The 19,553-nt window shown below is 74.1% G+C and carries 17 protein-coding genes; 12 read left to right on the plus strand and 5 right to left on the minus strand.

Features of this window, described 5'->3' with window-relative positions:
• Positions 1–238: 238 nt before the first annotated feature.
• Both ACPYO6_RS15200 and ACPYO6_RS15205 read left to right on the plus strand, forming a co-directional pair.
• Positions 239–1,819 (plus strand): acyl-CoA carboxylase subunit beta, encoded by a 1,581-nt coding sequence (locus ACPYO6_RS15200; RefSeq protein WP_425715669.1) that lies wholly within the window; start codon positions 239–241, stop codon positions 1,817–1,819.
• Positions 1,816–2,199: an acyl-CoA carboxylase epsilon subunit gene (locus ACPYO6_RS15205; protein ID WP_425715613.1), complete on the plus strand. Its 384-nt coding sequence runs from the start codon at positions 1,816–1,818 to the stop codon at positions 2,197–2,199. Before ACPYO6_RS15200 ends, ACPYO6_RS15205 begins: the two co-directional genes overlap by 4 nt.
• Here ACPYO6_RS15205 and ACPYO6_RS15210 read toward each other — a convergent pair.
• The 3 genes from ACPYO6_RS15210 to ACPYO6_RS15220 all read right to left on the minus strand — a co-directional run bounded on the left by ACPYO6_RS15210 (position 2,190) and on the right by ACPYO6_RS15220 (position 5,218).
• The gene (locus ACPYO6_RS15210) at positions 2,190–2,765 is read right to left on the minus strand and encodes a hypothetical protein (RefSeq protein WP_425715615.1); all 576 of its coding nucleotides are present in this window, start codon (positions 2,763–2,765) and stop codon (positions 2,190–2,192) included. The two genes, ACPYO6_RS15205 and ACPYO6_RS15210, sit on opposite strands and share 10 nt — an antisense overlap.
• 244 nt (positions 2,766–3,009) lie before the next feature.
• Positions 3,010–4,134 (minus strand): hypothetical protein, encoded by a 1,125-nt coding sequence (locus ACPYO6_RS15215; protein ID WP_425715616.1) that lies wholly within the window; start codon positions 4,132–4,134, stop codon positions 3,010–3,012.
• A gap of 16 nt (positions 4,135–4,150) precedes the next feature.
• The gene (locus ACPYO6_RS15220) at positions 4,151–5,218 is read right to left on the minus strand and encodes a hypothetical protein (RefSeq protein WP_425715617.1); all 1,068 of its coding nucleotides are present in this window, start codon (positions 5,216–5,218) and stop codon (positions 4,151–4,153) included.
• A 187-nt stretch (positions 5,219–5,405) separates the two neighbouring features.
• Here ACPYO6_RS15220 and ACPYO6_RS15225 point away from each other — a divergent pair, with 187 nt between their 5' ends.
• Positions 5,406–6,869 (plus strand): CAP domain-containing protein, encoded by a 1,464-nt coding sequence (locus tag ACPYO6_RS15225; RefSeq protein ID WP_425715618.1) that lies wholly within the window; start codon positions 5,406–5,408, stop codon positions 6,867–6,869.
• Between the two features lie 143 nt (positions 6,870–7,012).
• Here the strand turns inward: ACPYO6_RS15225 and ACPYO6_RS15230 are convergent, their stop codons facing one another.
• Entirely contained in the window at positions 7,013–7,612 is a 600-nt protein-coding gene (locus ACPYO6_RS15230; RefSeq protein WP_425715620.1) for a hypothetical protein, read from the minus strand.
• A 48-nt stretch (positions 7,613–7,660) separates the two neighbouring features.
• Between ACPYO6_RS15230 and ACPYO6_RS15235 the strand changes: the two genes are divergently transcribed.
• Positions 7,661–8,257 (plus strand): helix-turn-helix domain-containing protein, encoded by a 597-nt coding sequence (locus ACPYO6_RS15235; RefSeq protein ID WP_425715622.1) that lies wholly within the window; start codon positions 7,661–7,663, stop codon positions 8,255–8,257.
• Positions 8,258–8,277: 20 nt separating this feature from the next.
• On the opposite strand, the gene ACPYO6_RS15240 is transcribed toward ACPYO6_RS15235, so the two are convergent.
• A complete protein-coding gene (locus tag ACPYO6_RS15240; RefSeq protein WP_425715624.1) occupies positions 8,278–9,084 on the minus strand; it encodes a DUF1028 domain-containing protein in 807 nt (268 codons plus the stop codon).
• A gap of 153 nt (positions 9,085–9,237) precedes the next feature.
• On the opposite strand from ACPYO6_RS15240, the gene ACPYO6_RS15245 reads away from it, so the two are divergent.
• From ACPYO6_RS15245 to ACPYO6_RS15280, 8 genes are all read left to right on the plus strand, one after another.
• The gene (locus ACPYO6_RS15245) at positions 9,238–10,806 is read left to right on the plus strand and encodes an ABC transporter substrate-binding protein (RefSeq protein ID WP_425715626.1); all 1,569 of its coding nucleotides are present in this window, start codon (positions 9,238–9,240) and stop codon (positions 10,804–10,806) included.
• A 13-nt stretch (positions 10,807–10,819) separates the two neighbouring features.
• The gene (locus ACPYO6_RS15250) at positions 10,820–11,764 is read left to right on the plus strand and encodes an ABC transporter permease (RefSeq protein ID WP_425715628.1); all 945 of its coding nucleotides are present in this window, start codon (positions 10,820–10,822) and stop codon (positions 11,762–11,764) included.
• On the plus strand, positions 11,761–12,729 hold the full coding sequence (locus ACPYO6_RS15255; RefSeq protein ID WP_425715629.1) for an ABC transporter permease: 969 nt from the start codon (positions 11,761–11,763) through the stop codon (positions 12,727–12,729). The genes ACPYO6_RS15250 and ACPYO6_RS15255 overlap by 4 nt, the downstream gene beginning before the upstream one ends.
• Positions 12,726–13,778 (plus strand): ABC transporter ATP-binding protein, encoded by a 1,053-nt coding sequence (locus ACPYO6_RS15260; protein ID WP_425715630.1) that lies wholly within the window; start codon positions 12,726–12,728, stop codon positions 13,776–13,778. The genes ACPYO6_RS15255 and ACPYO6_RS15260 overlap by 4 nt, the downstream gene beginning before the upstream one ends.
• Positions 13,775–14,770 carry an ABC transporter ATP-binding protein gene (locus tag ACPYO6_RS15265; RefSeq protein WP_425715631.1) on the plus strand — a complete coding sequence of 332 codons (996 nt, stop codon included), beginning with the start codon at positions 13,775–13,777 and terminating at the stop codon, positions 14,768–14,770. Before ACPYO6_RS15260 ends, ACPYO6_RS15265 begins: the two co-directional genes overlap by 4 nt.
• A gap of 25 nt (positions 14,771–14,795) precedes the next feature.
• Complete coding sequence (locus ACPYO6_RS15270) at positions 14,796–16,490, plus strand: DUF885 domain-containing protein (RefSeq protein ID WP_425715632.1); 1,695 nt, start codon at positions 14,796–14,798, stop codon at positions 16,488–16,490.
• A 140-nt stretch (positions 16,491–16,630) separates the two neighbouring features.
• Positions 16,631–17,296, plus strand: coding sequence for a Maf family protein (locus ACPYO6_RS15275; RefSeq protein WP_425715633.1), 666 nt, complete (start codon positions 16,631–16,633; stop codon positions 17,294–17,296).
• A gap of 284 nt (positions 17,297–17,580) precedes the next feature.
• A complete protein-coding gene (locus ACPYO6_RS15280) occupies positions 17,581–19,533 on the plus strand; it encodes an acetyl/propionyl/methylcrotonyl-CoA carboxylase subunit alpha (RefSeq protein ID WP_425715634.1) in 1,953 nt (650 codons plus the stop codon).
• Positions 19,534–19,553 lie beyond the last annotated feature (20 nt).

A 19,553-nucleotide genomic window follows, 5' to 3' on the forward strand; every position in this document is an offset into this window, starting at 1 on the left:
CCACGCGTCGTGGCCCCGCGCGCCCGCCGAGCGTGCGACACGTGGGGGATCTGTGTCGAGATGCGTGGAGACGCGGTCCGGGTGGCATCGATTCCCGGTCCTCGCCCCGCGTCCCGGCGTCGGGGTGGCCGGTCGAGCATCTAGGCTGCCACGGGTGAGCGACGCAGCACCCCACCCCACCGGCACGACCGGAGCCGACCCTGCGACAGGACCCGACGAGGCGAGCGGCCCCGACGGCGTGAGCGGGACCCGGTCGAAGATCGACGACCTCGCCCGCCGGCGCGAGAGCGAGATCGACGCCGTGACCGAGGCCGGCGCGGCCAAGCAGGCCAAGCGGGGCAAGCGCAGCGCGCGCGAGCGGATCGAGGCGCTCCTCGACGTCGGGAGCTTCACCGAGCTCGACGCCTTCGCCACGCTGCGCTCGACCGCGTTCGGCCTGGACAAGAAGCGCGTCTCGGGCGACGGCGTCATCACCGGCCACGGCACGATCGACGGCCGGCAGGTCTGTGTCTACAGCCAGGACTTCACGGTGCTCGGCGGCTCGCTCGGCGAGGTGCACGGCCAGAAGATCGCCAAGGTGATGGACCTCGCCCTGCGCACCGGGGTGCCGATCATCGGGATCTCCGACGGCGGCGGTGCCCGCATCCAGGAGGGCGTCGCGGCCCTCACCCAGTTCGCGGAGATCTTCCGCCGCAACGTGGCTGCCTCCGGCGTCATCCCGCAGATCTCGCTCATCCTCGGGCCGAGCGCCGGCGGTGCCGTGTACTCCCCCGCGCTGACGGACTTCATCGTCATGGCCGAGGGAACGTCGAACATGTTCATCACCGGCCCGGACGTCATCCGGTCGGTCACGGGCGAGGACGTCGGGTTCGAGGAGCTCGGCGGGGCCTCGACGCACTCGACCCGCTCCGGGGTGGCGCACTACGCCGCGTCCGACGAGGACGACGCGATCGACTACGTCCGCGCGCTGCTCTCGTTCCTGCCGAGCAACAACCTCTCCGAGCCGCCGAGCTGGCCGCCGGCGGACGCCGAGGACTCCGCGGAGATCGTGGCCGTGGACCACGAGCTCGACGACCTCGTGCCGGACTCGGACAACCAGCCCTACGACATGCACACGGTCATCGAGCACATCGTCGACTACGGCGAGGCGCTCGAGGTCTCCGCGGCGTTCGCGCCGAACATCATCACCGCGTTCGGGCACGTCGAGGGCCGCCCGGTGGGCATCGTGGCGAACCAGCCGAGCTCGATGGCCGGGACGCTCGACATCGACGCCGCCGAGAAGGCCGCCCGGTTCGTCCGCACGTGCGACGCGTTCAACGTCCCCGTCCTCACGCTCGTCGACGTCCCCGGCTTCCTCCCGGGCACGGACCAGGAGTGGCAGGGCATCATCCGCCGAGGCGCCAAGCTCATCTACGCCTACGCCGAGGCCACCGTCCCGCTCGTCACCGTCATCACGCGCAAGGCGTACGGCGGCGCCTACATCGTCATGGGGTCCAAGCAGCTCGGGGCCGACATCAACCTCGCCTGGCCGACGGCGCAGATCGCGGTGATGGGCGCCGGCGGTGCGGTCAACATCCTCCACCGCGGTGCGCTGAAGAAGGTCGGCGAGGAGGGCGGCGACGTCGAGGCCGAGCGCGCCCGTCTGACCGGCGAGTACGAGGACGCGCTCATCAACCCGTGGGAGGCGGCCCGCCGCGGCGACGTCGACGCGGTGATCGCCCCCCACGAGACGCGCTCCCAGGTGGTCCGGGCGCTGCGGGCGCTGCGCACCAAGCGCGCCACCCTGCCCGAGAAGAAGCACGGGAACATCCCGCTGTGACCGAGGGGGACGCGCGGGACTGGTCCGGGCCCGAGGGCGACGACGAGCTCGTCGCCGACGCGCGCCGCGACCTGGGCAACGGCCCGTCCACCGAGGACGTCGCGGCGCTCGCCGCGCTCACGGTGGTCTCCGGGACCCCCGACGAGGACGAGCTCGCGGCCCTGCTCGCCGGCCTCGCGACGGCGCGGGCGCTCGCGCGCACCGACGACGCGGACGGCGGCGGGACGGGCGAGGCGGGACGGCCCCGGGGCGGCGTGACGGCCGGCGCGGCGGGGTCCGGCGGTGCCGGTCGGGCGACGTCGGCCTGGGGCGACCACGCCCACCGGCTCGGCGTTCGACGCGCGGGCGCGGGCGCCTGGCGCTGGTCCGCTCAGCGGTAGCCGGGGAGCGAGGTCGGGCCCGGTGGCGAGACCGGGCCCGGTGGCGAGACCGGGCGAGGGGACGGGAACGGCTCCGGGACGGCCCACCCGTACTGCTTCGCGAATGCGGTCGTCAGCTGCGCGAGGCTCGGGGCGCGCACCGCGACGGCGATCTCGTGCAGGAGCCGCGCGTCGGACTCGGGCATCGTCGGGGCGACCATCCGCATCCGGAAGGGTCGGGCGGCCTGCGTGCCGGACCGGAGCGTCACGTAGATCATGGTGTCGCCCGCCGGGTAGCCCTGCGCCGGCGGCAGCGCCCGCGGGTCGGGCCGCTCGCCCTTGCGCTTGAAGTAGGGCAGGAAGCCGACGTCGGCGAGGTCGTCGAGCGAGGTGCGCTCGCCGCGCACCGTGACGGTCCGGGCGCCGAGGTCGACGACGATCCGCCCGCGGAGCCGCGCCCCGACGAACCCGAGCACGGCGAGAATGACGAGCACGGTGCCGACGGCGGCGACCAGCGCCTCCTCGGGCGTGGCCTGGTCCCGGTGACCCCAGCCACCCTCGACCTGGAGGAGGAAGTACCCGATCACCCCGCACGGCACGGCGTAGAGGAGGGCGCGCCAGAGAGTTCCCCAGAGGGACGGGCGTGGAATCGTGACCGGACCGCGCACCGGTGTCCCGTGACCCGGCAGCCCGTGGCCCGGCCCTGGGGCGCCATGCCCCGGCGGCGGGGCGCCATGCCCAGACGACGGCGTCCCGCTCGTGGGCGACCACGGCGGCTGGTGTCCGGTCACGCGGGTCAGGGTATCCGGGCCCGCGGGCCGCACCCGCCTCTCAGGACGGGTGGCCCGTGCCGGCTCCGAACAGCTCCCACATCCCCCGGAGGCGCGCCGAGATCCGGAGCATGACGGCGCGACCCACCGGTCCGGAGCGCCGGAGCCACTCGACGACCTCCCCCGTGGCCGAGGGGCTGAGCAGCATGCCCAGCTCGGCGAGGTACCGGGGGCCGTCCTGCGCGGCGACGGCCGTGACGTCGCGCGAACCGGTCAGGACGGCGAGCGCCCGGACCACCTCGACATCGAGTACAGGGGTCGAGACCTCGCCGAGGACGACCCTCCCCGACTCCGGCTCGAGCGGCTCGAGGATCTCCCCGCCCCCGCGCGAGGCCGCGCCGAGCCGGCCGGCGTCGACCCCGGACGCGACGAGCGCCGCCACCACGGCGCGCGCCGCACCGGGGTCGCCGAGCATGACGAGGCGGACGGCATCCGGGTCGACGCCGAGGCTCCGGGAGACCGCGCGCGTGCCGGCAGGCTCGGGTCGGTCGACGACGGCCCCGCGGAGGACGGACCGGACCGTGGCCTCGGGCGTGCCGTCCGCGGGCGGCTCGAGCCAGCCCGGCGGGTCGAGCAGCCCGCGCTCGACCATGGCGCGCACGACCGGGGCGGTCGCCCCACCCGCGCGCCCGAGGACGTCGGCGACCCGCTCGACGTGGCGCCGCGGCAGCCGCCGCACGAGCGGCACACCCATGAGGAGGATGCGGGCGACGACGACACCGCCCGCGCTCAGCTCCAGCTCCTGGGGCGCGGACGTCGGGGTCGGCGCCCACCAGGTGGCGCCGGGCCGGGAGCCGGCGCGGAAGCTGTCGAGGTCCGCGAGGGGCGTGGCCGTACCGCCGGAGTGGATCGTGCCAGTGTCGAGATCCGCGGTGACCGGCGGGTACCGCCGGGCGACCTGCCGCAGGAGGAGCAGCGCGAGGACCGCCCCCGTCAGCGCTCCGGCCGCGCCGCCCACGACGACCTCCCCGCTGCGCACCTCCGCGATCTCACCGCGGAGGTCGGCCAGGCCGACCCCGACCATGGCGCCGGCGAGCCCGAGCAGCGCGACACCGATCACCACGACGTGGAGGTTGTGCCGGTAGAGGTTCGGGGTGAGCCGGACCAGCTCCTCGGGCCCGCTCACGCCGCGGGTCCGCGGCTCACGTGGCCGAGACCTCGTGGCCGTAGCGCGCCCACACCTTGCGCAGGCCGGCGTCGGAGTCGAGCTGCTTGTCCCGTGCCGCGGGCCGGGCGGAGGCGAGCTGCTCGAGCATCTGTCGGGCGCCGGCGGGATTGACGAGGCGCACGTACTCGAAGACCGCGGCCGTCGAGTCCTCACCGGTGATGCCCGTGAGGTCGCGCGGCCCCTCGGTGAGCACGGTGACGGCGCGGGCCCGCTCGGCGAGCACGGCGGCATCGACGCCGGGCCCGTCGCTCGTGCCCGCCCCGCCGGAGGCGGCGTCGTCGGCGGGTCCCTGGAGGCGCTCGACCTGGATGCCGGCCCGGGCGAGCGCCCGTGCGACCTCCCGGGAGGCGCGCACGCTGCCACCGATGGTCGCGGACAGGGCCTCGACGGGGAGGGAGAGGTTCGCGGCGACGCGGGCGAGGCCGGCCGGGTCGGGACGCCCGGTGAGCGGGCCCACGAGGAGGTAGCGGACCATGCCCTCGGGCCGGTCGGGGTCGGGCACCTCGTGCCAGGCGGGCCGCTCGATCATGCCGCTGACGACGAGCGCCTCGACGGCGTCGGCCGCGGGCGCCGCCGAGGTGCGGTGGATGGCCTCGGCGAGCAGCTGGGCCTGCGGCCCGGGGAGGCGCCGGAGCGGGGCGCCCCGGAGGTAGACGGGCGCGACGACGTCGGTGCCGCGCCCGAACGCCATGTGGACGCCCGGCTTCCCGAAGGTGCCGAAGCTCGCCGGCCCGATGTGCAGCTGGTCGATCTCGGCGAGCGGCACGGTGCGGCCCTTGGCGGCGATCGTCGCGGCGCCGAGGTCCGCGTCGACGCGCACGTAGGGGCGCAGGGTGAGCCACAGGATGCCGACCATGAGCACGAGACCGATGCCGAACCCGCCGATCGTCCATGCCGTGGTGCCCCCACCGGCGGCGAACCCGGCGAACGCGCCGACGAGCGAGACGCCCACCGTGATGAGGAGGAGGACAGGGGCGTTGTCGACGATCGCGCCCCGGGTGATCGGCTGCGGTCCGGGCGGCGTCGGTGCTGGTGAGGTCACGCGGCCGAGGCTACCGGGGGCGTGCGGGCGTCCTGCGGGTGCTCGCGGCCGGCCGGGGTGCGGTCGGCGAGCAGCCGATGAGCGGTCGATGAGCGACCGGTGAGACATGACACAACTCCTCGACCCGATCGAAGGTCACGGTTTAGCGTCGCCCGGTAACTTTCCGATAACGAGGAGAACCCCCGACGTGTTCGCACCCCCGCGCGGCCGCCACGCACGGCACCGCACCCTTGCCCCCCGGGTCGCCACCGCACTGCTGACCGTCGCCGCGGCGACGTCGGTCGCGACGAGCGCCCAGGCCGCCGAGGCCCCGGCCGGCGTCCGCACCGTGACCCCTTCGATCCGCACCGACGCCGGCTGGCAGAACCAGGTCGCCAACGCGATCGCGGCGCAGACCAACGCCTACCGCGCAGCCAACGGCCTCTCGCAGCTCACCCGCACCGGCTCGATCGACTCCGTCGCCCAGTCCTGGTCCAACCACCAGGCGAGCATCGGCGCCATGGTCCACCGCGGCGACTACGGCCGCTCCGCCGTGCCCGCCGGCTCCTCGGGGACCTCCGAGATCCTGTCCTGGGGCATCTACCCGGACCACCAGGCCGACTACTTCATGAGCCAGTGGCGCAACTCCCCGGTGCACAACAACATCCTGCTCACCGGGTCCTACACGCACTTCGGCGTCGGCGTGGCCGTCTCGGCCGACGGGCGCGTGTTCGCCACGCAGAACTTCGCCACCTACGCCGGTGGCGGCCCCTCCGGCTCCACCCCCACGGCCGATGCGCCCGCCGAGACCGCCCCCGAGGTCGAGGCCGAGCCCCAGGCCGAGGCGGAGCCGCAGGCCGAGCCCGAGATCGAGCAGGAGCCCACGACGGACGCCGAGGCCGCCCGCGAGGCCGACGCCGCGACCCGCGACACCGCCCGCACCGAGCCGGAGCCGGCCCCCGAGCCCGAGCCGGTGCCCGGCACGCCGCGCTTCCTCCTGTCCGACGAGCTCGCCGGCAACGCCGTGCACAGCTTCCTCTACGGGGTCGAGGGCGACGAGATCTTCGTCGGCGACTGGGACGGCGACGGCAGCGACACGATCGCGGTACGCCGTGGCAGCGAGCTGCACATCACGAACACGCTGGGCACCGGCCCTGCGGAGCACGTCGTCGAGCTCGGCGACGCGGGCGACGAGCTCGTCCAGGGCGACTTCGACGGCGACGGCACCGACACCTTCGCGATCCGCGACGGCAACGTCATGGAGATCGTCAACGACCTCGACAACCCGGGCGAGATCGAGTTGGCGGCCTTCGGCGCCGACGGCGACACGCTGCTCGTCGGCGACTGGGACGGCGACGGGACCGACACGTTCGGCATCCGCCGCGGCGCCGACGTCATCTGGACGAACGACCCGGCCGGCGCGTCCGTCGACGGCGAGCTCTCCCTCGGCCGCGACTCCGACCTCGTCCTCGTGGGCGACTGGGACGGCGACGGCGCGGACAGCGTCGCCCTCCAGCGCGGCGCGGACTTCTTCGTGACGAACGAGAACTCCTCCGACGCCGAGATCACCGAGACCCGCTACGGGCGCGACGGCGACACCGCCGCGTTCGGCGACTGGGACGGCGACGGCTCCGACAGCCTCGGGGTCGTCCGCATCGAGCAGACCCGCTGACGCGTGGCGGGCCGTCCTCTACCGGCCCGCCACGCCCCGGCGCCTGCACGCCACGACGGGGTCGTCGGTCCACCCGGACCGGTGGCCCCGTCGTCGTGCGTGGGGGCCGCGGCCGCGTCGATGCGTCGTCGGCCGGCCGTCGGTCAGCGCGGCGGCGGCCAGCCGTATGCCTCGTGGATCAGGCGCCGCGAGAGGTCGGAGTCGGGGGCGCCGCTCACGCGGGCGAGCTCGGCGAGCAACCAGGCGTCCCGCTCGCGGAGCCGGCCACCGAGCGGCCCCGAGAGCGCCCTCGAGGCCCGAACCCCCGACGCCAGGCACACCCAGATCGCCGCGCCCTCCTTCGCGGACGCCCGCACACCACTGCCGAAGGCACCGCGCCGGGCGGCGTCCGCGTGGGGCGTGATCCCGGCGATCGCCTCGAACCCGACCGTCTCGTCCCGGACCCGCACGCGCCGGCCGACGAGGTCGACCTCCAGCGGGCGACCATGCTGCCGCAGGACGAGCACGAGGATGGCGAGGACCACGACCGTCGAGAGGGCAAGGACGACGACGTGGAGGCCCCAGGGGATCGGAGCGTCCGTCCCGTTGCGCCACCAGTGCTCGACCACGAGGACCACGGCGCCCAGCGCCAGCACGGGCGCGAGCCAGAGCACCACGCGCCGGAGGTTGTCCCGGAGCCGGTGCGGCCTGACAGTCTCGAGACCGGCGGCAGGGACGAGGTCGGGGTAGTCGGACCGGCGCACGGAGCCACGATAGGCGGGCGACGAACGCCCCTGGTTAGGGTCGACGCCATGACACCGCGCGCCGCGAGCGACGACGACGTCCCCGGCGGCCCCGCCGCCGACCTGGCCGAGACCGCCCGGGCCCAGCGGCTGCGCCTCGGCCTGCGGGTCGGGGACGTCGCCGCCCGTGCGGGCCTGTCCGTCGGCCTGGTCTCCCAGCTCGAGCGCGGCCAGGGCAACCCCGCGCTCAGCACGCTCCGCTCGCTGGCCGACGCGCTCGGGATGGGCGTCACCGACCTCCTCGAGCCGCGCCGCGAGAGCCAGTCAGCCCTCGTCCGTGCCGGCGAGGGGCGACGCCTGCGGACCCCCGACGAGAGCCCCGGACTCGAGCGCGAGCTCCTCACCCCGAGCCTCGACGCCCCGCTGCAGGTCATCCGCACCGTCGTCCCCGTCGGCCTGACGAACGAGTCCCGCCCCTACCGGCACCTCGGCACCGAGGCGGTCCACGTCCTCTCCGGCGAGCTCGACGTCACCGTCGACGGACGGACGAGCCGGCTGCGCGCCGGGGACACCCTGACCTACGACTGCTCGACCGGCCACTGGTGGGCGAACCCCGGCCCCGACGAGGCCGTCGTCCTCGGCGTCACCGTGCCGCTGAGCCGCTGAGCCGCCGGAGGGCTCGCCCACTACCCGTCGCTGCGCTCGACCTCCGCGGCCTCCCCCTCGGCGGTGGCCAGCGCGAGCAGCCGACCCAGCTCGACGACCGGGTCGCGGTGGTCGTCGACCCGGAGGTCGAGCGCCGTCCGCGGCGGGGCCACGTCGTCCTCGTCCACGGCGGCGACGACGAGGGCCGCGGACTGCCGCCCGCGCACGTCTCCCCCGGCCGCCTCGCCCGCCGCCAGGGCAGCCACGAGTCGCCGTCCGAGGTCCCCCGCCCCGCCCGGCCGGGAGTGCGGCTCAGTCCGTCGTCGAGATTGCGGTTCGTCGTCGTCGAGATTGCGGTTCGTCGTCGTCGAGATTGCGGTTCGTCGTCGGGAGTGCGGCTCGGCGACTGATCGAGACTGCGGCTCAGCAGACGACCACGCCCCGCAGTCCCGGTAGGCCGCCAGCATCGCGTCGAGCACGCCCGGCCCCGCGAGGCAGTTGCCGACCACCACGACACGGTCACCTTCGAGGCCCCCCGCCCACGGCGTGCACCCGCTCCCCGTGCGGCTCGCGACCCGCCCGCGGGCGTCGACGAGGGCCACCTGGCGCCGCTCGATCCCCTCGTCCTCGGCTGCGAGGACGTCGACGACATCGGCCGGCGCGAGCCCGGACCGGAGCAGCTCGAGGCCGCGCGGACGGAAGGTCACGTTCGTCCACGCCTGGGTGACGAGCGCTCCGACCCGGGGGGCGAGCGCCGGCACCATCCCGCCGAGCGCGAGCGACGCCGACGCGGTCGCCACGCCGAGGGATGCGCCGTCGTCGGACAGCGCGACGATCGAGTAGGTCACGCCCCCTCCTACCTCCGGCGTCGACGCCGGTCTCGTCCGCGTCACGATGTGACGCCGATCATCATTCGGGCTTGCATCGCCCGCCAACGCCAAGCATAGTGAACTCACGTTCATTACGACGACGTCGTCGTCCCGCACCGGAGGAGATCCCCCATGCGCCTCACAGCCCGCGTCCTGCGCCCGACGGCCGTGGCGGCAGCCGCCCTGCTCGTCCTCGCCGCCTGCGGGGGCGGTGGCGAGTCGGTCGACGTCGACGGCGAGTCCGGATCCGACGGGTCCGGCGGGTCCGGCTCCTCCGGCGAGGTCCTCGTGGCCGCGATCGCCGGCGAGCCCGACCAGCTCGACCCGCACTCGACGACCTCGTACTTCTCGTTCCAGATCCTCGAGAACGTCTTCGACACCCTGGTCGAGCCGGACGAGAACCTCGAGATGCAGCCCGCCCTGGCGGAGTCGTGGGAGACCTCGGAGGACCAGCTCACCTGGACGTTCCAGCTGCGCGAGGGCGTGACCTGGCACGACGGCTCGGAGTTCACGGCCGACGACGTGGCGTACTCGTTCAACCGGATCATCGACGAGGAGCTTGCCGCCTCGTGGCGGTTCGCCGCGGTCGAGTCGGTGACCGCGACCGACGACCTCACGGTCGAGATCCAGGTCAGCGCCCCCTCCCCCAACCTGCTCGCGAGCATCGGCGGGTACAAGGGCGTCGCGATCGTCCAGGAGGAGAACGCCTCCTCCGGCGACATCGCGACCGACCCGATCGGCACCGGACCGTTCTCGTTCGAGACCTACTCCTCCGGGCAGGCCGTCGAGCTTGCCGCCAACCCCGACTACTTCGGCGGGGAGCCGGCGATCGGCGGCGTCGAGTTCCAGTTCATCGCGGAGGCGTCGACGGCGCTGGCCGCGCTGCGCTCCGGTGAGATCCACTGGACGGACAACGTGCCGCCCCAGCAGGTCGAGACGCTCTCCGGCGAGGACGCCCTCGAGATCGGCCAGGTCGGGTCGAACGACTACTGGTACCTCGCCCTCAACCAGGGCAACGAGCCGTGGGACCAGGTCGAGGCGCGGCAGGCGATCGCCTACGCGATCGACCGGGAGGCGATCACGGAGGCCACGATGTTCGGGGCCGCCACCGTCAACCAGACCGCCATCCCCGAGTCCTCGTCCTGGTTCACCGAGTACACGACCTACAGCCACGACCCGGACCGCGCGCTCGAGCTCTTCGACGAGATCGGGGTCGACCCGGCCTCGCTGACGATCGACCTCATGGTCACCTCCGAGTACCCGGAGACCGTCACCGCCGCGCAGATCATCTCGAGCCAGCTCGAGGAGGTCGGGATCACGACGACGATCAACACCCTCGACTTCGGCACCTGGCTGTCCGAGCAGACCGAGGGCAACTTCGACATGCTCATGCTCGGCTGGCTCGGCAACATCGACCCCGACGACTTCTACTACAGCCAGCACCACTCCGAGGGGTCGAACAACCACCAGGGCAACGCGGACCCCGAGCTCGACGAGCTGCTCGACGCCGGCCGCACGGAGACCGACGAGGCCGCCCGCGAGGAGATCTACGACGAGGTGGCCACCCGCGTGGCGGACACCGCGAGCTACATCTACCTCTACAACCCCGACGTCGTGCAGGCCTGGTCGACCGACCTCTCCGGCTACACCGCGCTGCCGGACCGGGCGATCCGGTTCCGCGACGCGGAGATCGCCGACTGAGGCGGGACCTCCCGTGCGCTTCGTCCTCACCCGGATCGGTCACTCGCTGATCGTCCTGCTCGGGGTGACGGTCGTGGTCTTCGCGATCGTCCACCTCGTGCCGGGCGACCCGGTGCGGATCGCCATGGGCACCCGGTTCGACCCGGACACCTACGACGCGCTGCGCGAGCGGGCGGGCCTCGACCGGCCGCTCGTCGAGCAGTACTTCTCCTACGTCGGCCGGGCGGTGACGGGCGACCTCGGCGTCAGCTTCCGCTCCGGCCAGCCGGTCACGCAGATCCTCGCCGAGCGGCTGCCGGCCACGGTGTCGCTGGCTGGCGTCGGCATCGTCATCGCCCTGCTCGTCTCGATCCCGCTCGGCGTCTGGACGGCCACGCACCACGGTTCGGTGTCCGACTCGATCACCCGGGCGGTCAGCCAGCTCGGGGTGTCCCTGCCGAACTTCTTCCTCGCCACCCTGCTCATCCTGCTCTTCTCCACGCAGCTGGGGTGGTTGCCGCCGTCGGGGTACACCTCGATCACCGAGGACCCGGTGGACTGGCTGAGCCACGTCATCATGCCGGCGGTCACGGTCGGGGTCGTCGCGGGCGCGATCCTCACGCGGTACGTGCGCTCGTCCGTCCTCGAGGTCCTCGCGATGGACCACGTGCGCACGGCCGAGTCGAAGGGGCTGCGCCGCTCGACGATCCTGTCCTGGCACGTCCTGCGCAACGCGATGGTCCCGGTCGTCACGATCGTCGGCACCCAGGTGGCGGCGATCCTCGGCGGGGTCATCGTCGTCGAGTTCGTCTTCGCCTGGCCCGGGCTCGGGTACCTCGTCTACGACGCCGTCGAGGCCCGCGACTACCCGGTCGTCCAGGGCGCGGTCCTCCTCATCGCCACGTTCTTCCTCGTCGTCAACCTGCTCGTCGACCTCGCCTACGCGGCGATCGACCCGAGGATCGCGGAGGGCGCATGACCACCGACGACCACGACCCGGCCTCCGGGGCCCCGTCCCCGGCGGGGGAGACACCCACGGGCCCGACGACGAACGGCGCGGGCGCTGCCGCCACCACCGCCGTGGCCGCGCCGCCGCTCGAGCGTCGGCACCCGGTCCGCCGGCTGCTCCGCCGGCCCGTCGCCGTGATCTCGCTCGGCTTCCTCCTGCTCGTCGTCCTCCTCGCGATCTTCGGCGACCTCGTGGCGCCGCAGGGCATCAACGAGGTCGACACGTCCGCCATGCTGCAGGCGCCGAGCCTCGCCCACCCCTTCGGCACGGACGAGGTGGGACGCGACATCCTCTCCCGCGTCATCCTCGCCGCGCAGATCTCGGTGCAGGTCTCGCTCGTGTCCGTCTCGATCGCGCTCGTCGCGGGCGTGACGCTCGGCCTCGTGTCCGGGTTCTTCCGGGGCATCCTCGACACGGTGATCATGCGGATCACCGACGTGATGTTCGCCTTCCCCGAGATGCTGCTGGCCATGGCCGTGGTGGCGATCATGGGCAAGGGCACGACGAGCGTGACGATCGCGATCGCCGTGGTCTACACGCCGATCTTCGCGCGCGTCACCCGGGCCTCCGCCCTGTCGGTGCGCACCGAGACCTACGTCAGCGCGTCCCGCTCGCTCGGCGCAGGACCCGCGCGGCTCATGCTCGGGCACGTGCTCCCGAACTCGGTGGCGCCGATCATCGTCCAGACCTCGCTGTCCCTCGCGTTCGCCATCCTGTCCGAGGCCGCGCTCAGCTTCCTCGGCCTCGGCGTCCAGCAGCCCACCCCCAGCTGGGGCGGCATGCTCAACGTCGCGCGCGAGTTCCCGCAGCAGTGGTGGATGGCCGTCTTCCCCGGGATGGCCGTGTTCCTCACCGTGCTGTCCTTCAACCTGCTGGGCGACGCCCTGCGCGACGTCCTCGACGTGCGCGGCACCGCCGGAGAGGAGCGCCGATGACCGCCGCACCGGCCCTCGAGGTCCAGGGTCTGCACGTGTCCATCCGCGACGCCCGCATCGTCCGCGACGTCTCCTGGTCCGTCGAGCGGGGGCAGACGCTCGGGATCGTCGGCGAGTCCGGGTCGGGCAAGTCGATGTCCGTCCTCGCGGCGTCGGGCCTCATGGGGTCGGACCGGGCCCGGGTCACGGGCCGGTCCCTGCTCGGACCTGCCGCGGACGACGACGACGCCGGGCCGGTCGACCTGCTGACGATGTCCGCCGAGCAGCGGCGGCGCGTGCGGGGGCGGCGCATCGGGTTCGTCTTCCAGGACCCGGCCACCTCGCTCAACCCCCTGCTCGACGTCGAACGGCAGCTGACCGAGGGGACGATCGAGCACCTCGGACTCACGCGCCGAGCGGCCCGCACCCGGGCCCTCGAGCTGCTCGAGCTCGTCGGCATCCCGGACCCCGAGCGGCGCCTGGGCGCCTACCCCCACCAGCTCTCCGGCGGGATGCGCCAGCGCGTGATGATCGCGATCGCGCTCGCGTGCGACCCGGACCTGCTCATCGCCGACGAGGCGACGACCGCCCTCGACGTCACCATCCAGGCGCAGATCCTCGACGCCGTGCGGGACCTGCGGGAGCGGCTCGGCACGGCGGTCGTGTGGATCAGCCACGACCTCGCCGTCGTCGGGTCGATCGCCGACGAGGTCGTCGTCATGTACGGCGGGGAGATCGTCGAGCAGTCCGAGACCGTCGAGCTCTTCCGGTCGACGGCGCACCCCTACACGCGCGGCCTGTTCGAGTCCCGCCCGCGTGCCGGCGGGGACGGCTCGCCGCTGACGACGATCCCCGGGGCGCCGCCGGACCCGCGCGCCGTGCCGCCCGGCTGCGTGTTCTGGGACCGCTGCTCGGTCCGCGGCGATGCCCGGTGCGAGAGCGAGCACCCCGAGCTGCGGGAGGTCTCCCCCGGTCACCTCGCCCGGTCGTGGTACCGGGCGGACATGGGGCCGATCGACGGTGGTGGTACGGCTCGCGCGGAGTCGGATCTCGTGGAGGAGGACGCATGAGCGACCAGCCGCTGCTCGAGGTCGAGGACCTCGTCGTGCGCTTCCCCGTGCGCGGGTCCCGCACGGCGCGCGTGCACGCCGTCGAGGACGTCTCGCTGACGATCCGGGCCGGGCAGACGCTCGGGCTCGTCGGGGAGTCCGGCTCGGGAAAGTCCACCGTGGGCAACGCGATCATGCGCCTCGTGCCGGCTACCTCGGGGACGGTGCGGCTCGAGGGGCGCGACGTGCTCGCCGCGCGGGGCGCCGAGCTCAAGGCGCTGCGCCGCGACGTCGCGATGGTCTTCCAGGACCCCCGGGCGGCGCTCGACCCGCGCTGCACGGTGGCCACGTCGGTGAGCGAGCCCCTGCGGATCCACGGGATCGGCGAGCGGGCGGGGAGACGGCGGCGCGTGAGCGAGCTCCTCGACCTCGTGGGGCTGCCCGAGCGGTTCGCGGACCGGTACCCGCACGAGATCTCCGGCGGTCAGCGCCAGCGGGTGTGCATCGCCCGCGCGCTCGCCTCGGGGCCGAAGCTGCTCATCCTCGACGAGGCGACCGCCTCCCTCGACGTCTCCGTCCAGGCACAGGTGATGAACCTGCTCAAGGAGCTGCAGACCGAGCTCGGGCTCGGGTACCTGTTCATCAGCCACGACCTCGCCTCGGTCGAGCACATGTCCGACGACGTGCTCGTCATGTACCTCGGACGGGCGATGGAGTCCGCCCCGGCGTCCTCCCTCTACGGCACGGCCGGGCACCCGTATACGCAGGCCCTCATGTCCGCGATCCCGCTCGAGGACCCGGTCGCCGAGCGGGAGCGGCGGCGGATCATCCTCGCCGGCGACGTCCCCTCGCCCATCGACCCGCCGTCGGGCTGCGTGTTCCGGACCCGCTGCCCGCTCGCGATCGATGCGTGCGCGCAGGAGCAGCCGGCCCCGGTCGACCTCGGGACCGGCCACTCCTCGTGGTGCGTACGCGCCGGCGAGCAGGTGGTCGACAAAGCGCTCGCCGGGTGAGTCGGAGCACCCCTAGCCTGGGCCGGTGACCACGACGACGCCCGAGCCCGCCCCGCGCACCGCCACCGCGATCGACGAGCTGGCCGAGCGCCACCTCGCCGCCGCCGCGGCCCTCGACCCGACCGAGGCGACCGACATGGGGCTGCCCGGGCACGAGCACGAGTGGCCGGACCTCTCCCCCGCCGGCGTGGCCGCCCGGGCGGACCAGCGCCGCGGCACGCTCGCCGAGCTCGCGGGGATCGAGCCGGCCGACGACGTCGACGCCGTGACCGCCGACGTCCTGCGCGAGCGCCTCGGCGCCGAGATCGCGCTGCACGAGGCGGGCGAGGACCTCGCCCCGATCAACAACCTCTCCTCACCGATCCAGTTCCTTCGCGACACGTTCGACCTCATGGCGACCGAGACCGCCGAGCACTGGTCGTGGATCTCCGAGCGCCTCCGCACTCTCCCGGACGCGCTGGCGGGCTACACGGAGTCGCTGCGGGCCCAGGCCGCCCGCGGGAGGTACCCGTCGAAGCGCCAGGTGCGGATCGGCGTCGAGCAGGCGCGTGAGCTCGCCGGCGAGGACTCCTTCTTCACGTCGTTCGCGGCCGGGGCCCGGGTCGACGGCGCCGAGCCGTCCGCCGAGCTGGCCGCCGACCTGACGCGGGGCGCCGAGGCGGCGCGGGCGGCCTACGGCGCTCTCGCCGAGGTGATCGGGACGGAGCTGGCGCCGCACGCGGAGGCGGGCGACGCCGTCGGGGCCGAGCGCTACGCACTGCACTCGCGCTACTTCCTCGGTGCGGACGTCGATCTCGAGGAGACGTACACGTGGGGGCTCGAGGAGGTCGCGCGGCTCACGGCCGAGCAGGAGGCCGTCGCGGCGGAGCTGTACGGGCCCCGCACCACGGTCGCCGAGGCGATGGCGCGGCTCGACGCGGACCCGGCGCGGAAGCTCCACGGCACCGACGCGCTGCAGGCGTGGATGCAGGAGACCTCCGACCGGGCGGTCGCCGAGCTGGCCGAGTCCTCGTTCGACATCCCCGGGCCGGTGCGCCGGCTCGAGTGCCGCATCGCCCCGACCCAGACCGGCGGCATCTACTACACCGCGCCGAGCATGGACTTCTCGCGGCCAGGCCGGATGTGGTGGTCCGTGCCGAAGGGCGTGACCGAGTTCGGCACCTGGCGCGAGCTGACGACCGTCTACCACGAGGGCGTGCCCGGCCATCACCTGCAGACCGGACAGACGGCCTACCGCTCGTCGCTGCTCAACACCTACCGGCGGGTCGGCGTGTGGGTCTCCGGCCACGGCGAGGGGTGGGCGTTGTACGCCGAGCGGCTGATGGAGCAGCTGGGCTACCTCGACGACCCGGGCGACCGCATGGGCATGCTCGACGGCCAGCGGATGCGCGCGGCCCGCGTCGTCCTCGACATCGGCGTGCACCTGGGGCTGCCCCGCCCCGCCGACCTCGGCACGGGGCCCTGGGACGCCGAGGTCGCGTGGCCCTACCTCCAGGAGAACGCGAACTCCGACGACGCCTTCCTCGCCTTCGAGCTCGACCGCTACATGACCTGGCCCGGCCAGGCGCCGAGCTACAAGGTGGGCCAGCGGATCTGGGAGCAGATCCGGGACGAGACCGCCGAGCGCGAGGGCGCCGACTTCGACCTCAGGCGGTTCCACCGGCGGGCGCTCGACGTCGGCTCGGTCGGCCTCGACACCCTCCGCCGCGCCCTCGCCTGACCCTCGCCCCCGTTTCGTCGAGATTGCGGTTGGTGCACGTCGAAATTGCGGTTGGTGCACGCCGAAACTGCGGTTGGGAGACCGCCTGCGCGTCGAGAGTGCGGTTGGGAGCCGTCCGTACCGCCGATAGCCTGCCGCTCGTGCTTCGCCTCCTGCTCGCCTCCGCCTCGCCCGCCCGCACCGCCACGCTGACCGCGGCGGAGATCGTGCACGACGTCCAGGTCTCCGACGTCGACGAGCCCGCCGTGCTCGAGGCGCAGGCGCGCGCGGCGGCGGAGGCGGGCGCTCCCCCACTCTCGCCCGCCGACCAGGTCCTCGCGCTCGCCCGCTCCAAGGCGGAGGACGTCGCAGGCCACCTGGCACCGGCGCCCGGCGAGCGGGTCCTCGTGCTCGGGTGCGACTCCATGCTCGAGGCCGACCTCGGCGCCGGGGTCGAGGTGGTGGGCAAGCCCGGCGACCCCGAGACGGCGACCCGGCGGTGGCGCGCGATGCGCGGCGGCACGGGCGTGCTGCACACCGGGCACTGGCTCGTCGACGCCGGGGCCGGCCGGGACGGCGGGGTCGGCGTCGGGGGCGTGTCCTCGGCCGTCATCCTCTTCGCCGACCTCTCCGACGACGAGATCGACGCCTACGTGGCGACCGGCGAGCCGCTGAAGGTGGCCGGCGGATTCACGGTGGACGGGATCGGGGGGCCGTTCGTCGCGGGGATCGAGGGGGACTTCCACGGGGTCGTCGGGGTCTCGCTGCCGCTGCTGCGCGACCTGCTCGGGCAGCACGGTGTCTCGGTGACCGAGCTCTGGGCCTGACGACGAACCGCACCCTCGACGACGTCGAACCACGACCTCGGTGCAGGTCGCACTGACCCGCACTCTCGACCGACGCGGGGCGACCAACCGCAATCTCGGCGTGCACGAACCGCAATCTCGACGACTGCGGGGGCCTTGACCCGCACTCTCGACCACGGCGGGAATCGGGCGGGCCGCGCAGAACGTCACACCACCCCTGATTGGGCCTCGACGCACCCTCGGCTAACGTAGCGGGGCACGCGCGCACGCAGGCGTCCGCGCACCCACCGGCAGCGAGGAGAGGCATGGCGAACGACGGGACGTACCCGCTGCCCCGCAAGGTGCTCGTGGCCAACCGCGGCGAGATCGCCGTCCGGGTGGTGCGCGCCTGCCGCGACGCCGGGATCGCCACCGTCGCCGTCTACGCCGACCAGGACCGCGAGGCGCAGCACGTGCTGCTCGCCGACGAGGCCTACGCCCTGTCCGGGACCCGCGCCGCCGAGACGTACCTCGACGCCGGCAAGGTCCTCGACGCCGCCCGACGCTCCGGCGCCGACGCGCTGCACCCGGGCTACGGCTTCCTGTCCGAGGACGCCGAGTTCGCGAGCGCCGTCACCGACGCCGGGATCCTGTGGATCGGCCCGCCGCCGGCCGCGATCGAGTCGCTCGGCGACAAGGTGACCGCCCGCCGGATCGCCCAGTCCGTCGGAGCCCCGCTCGTGCCCGGCACGAAGGACCCGGTCGCCGGCGCGGCCGAGATCGAGGCGTTCGGCGCCGAGCACGGCTACCCGCTCGCCATCAAGGCGGCCTTCGGCGGCGGCGGCCGCGGCCTGCGCGTGGCCCGCAGCGCCGAGGAGGTCACCGCCCAGTACGACTCCGCGGTCCGCGAGGCCACGGCGGCGTTCGGGCGCGGCGAGTGCTTCGTCGAGCGGTTCCTCGACCGCCCCCGGCACCTCGAGACCCAGTGCCTCGCCGACACCCACGGCAACGTGGTCGTGGTCTCCACCCGCGACTGCTCGCTGCAGCGCCGGCACCAGAAGCTCGTCGAGGAGGCGCCCGCGCCGTTCCTCACGGACGAGCAGAACGCGCGTCTCGTCGAGTCGTCGAAGGCGATCCTCTCGGCGGCCGGCTACGTCGGCGCCGGCACGTGCGAGTTCCTCCTCGGGGTGGACGGCACGATCTCCTTCCTCGAGGTCAACACCCGCCTCCAGGTCGAGCACCCGGTGACCGAGGAGGTCAGCGGGATCGACCTCGTGCGCGAGCAGCTGCGCCTCGCGGCCGGCGAGCCCCTCGGCTACGACGAGGTCCCGCTGCGCGGCCACTCGATCGAGCTGCGGATCAACGGCGAGGACCCCGCGTCCGGCTTCATGCCCGCGCCCGGCACCGTCTCCGAGCTCGCGTGGCCCGCGGGCCCGGGCATCCGCGTGGACTCCGGCGTGGTCGCGGGCGACGAGATCTCCGGCGCGTTCGACTCGATGCTCGCCAAGATCATCGTCACCGGCGCCACCCGCACCCAGGCGATCGAGCGCGCGCGCCGCGCCCTGCGCGAGACCCGCGTGGCCGGCGTCCCCACGGTCCTGCCGTTCCACGCCTCGGTGCTCGACCACCCCGACTACGTCGCCGCCGACGGCCCCGAGGCCTTCCGCGTCCACACCACGTGGATCGAGAACGACTACGCCGAGGAGCTCAGCGGCCTGCCGAGCACCCGCCCCGAGACCCCGCCGGCCGACGAGCCCGCGCCGGAGCCGGCCCCGACCGAGAGGGTCGTCGTCGAGGTCGGCGGCAAGCGCCTCGAGGTCGTCATCCCCGCGGGCCTGGGGATCTCCCAGAACCGCTTCGGCCGCGGCCCGGTCCGCCGGCCCCTGCGCCGCTCCGGTGCCGCCCGCGGTACCGGAGGTGCCGGCGGTTCGGGCGGCGACGCGCTCAAGGCCCCCATGCAGGGCACGATCGTCACGTTCGCCGTGGCCGAGGGCGACCTCGTCGAGGCCGGCCAGACGGTCGTGGTCCTCGAGGCCATGAAGATGGAGCAGCCGCTCGCCGCGCATCGCGCCGGCCGCGTGACCGGGCTGTCCGGCACCGCCGGCGCCACCGTCTCGGCGGGGACCGTCATCTGCTCGATCGTCGACGCCGGGTCCGACGCCACGCCCGACGCCGCAGGGTCGCCCCCCGCGGGGGACGGCGCCCCGGGCGGGGACGCCCCGGGAACGGACACCCCCGAGACGACGCCGTCGCCGGTCCCGCTGCCGCCCGCCCCGTGACCGCCCCCGGCCCTCCCCCG

Source organism: Georgenia sp. Z1344 (assembly GCF_049856295.1).
In the GTDB taxonomy this organism is placed as follows: domain Bacteria; phylum Actinomycetota; class Actinomycetes; order Actinomycetales; family Actinomycetaceae; genus JB111.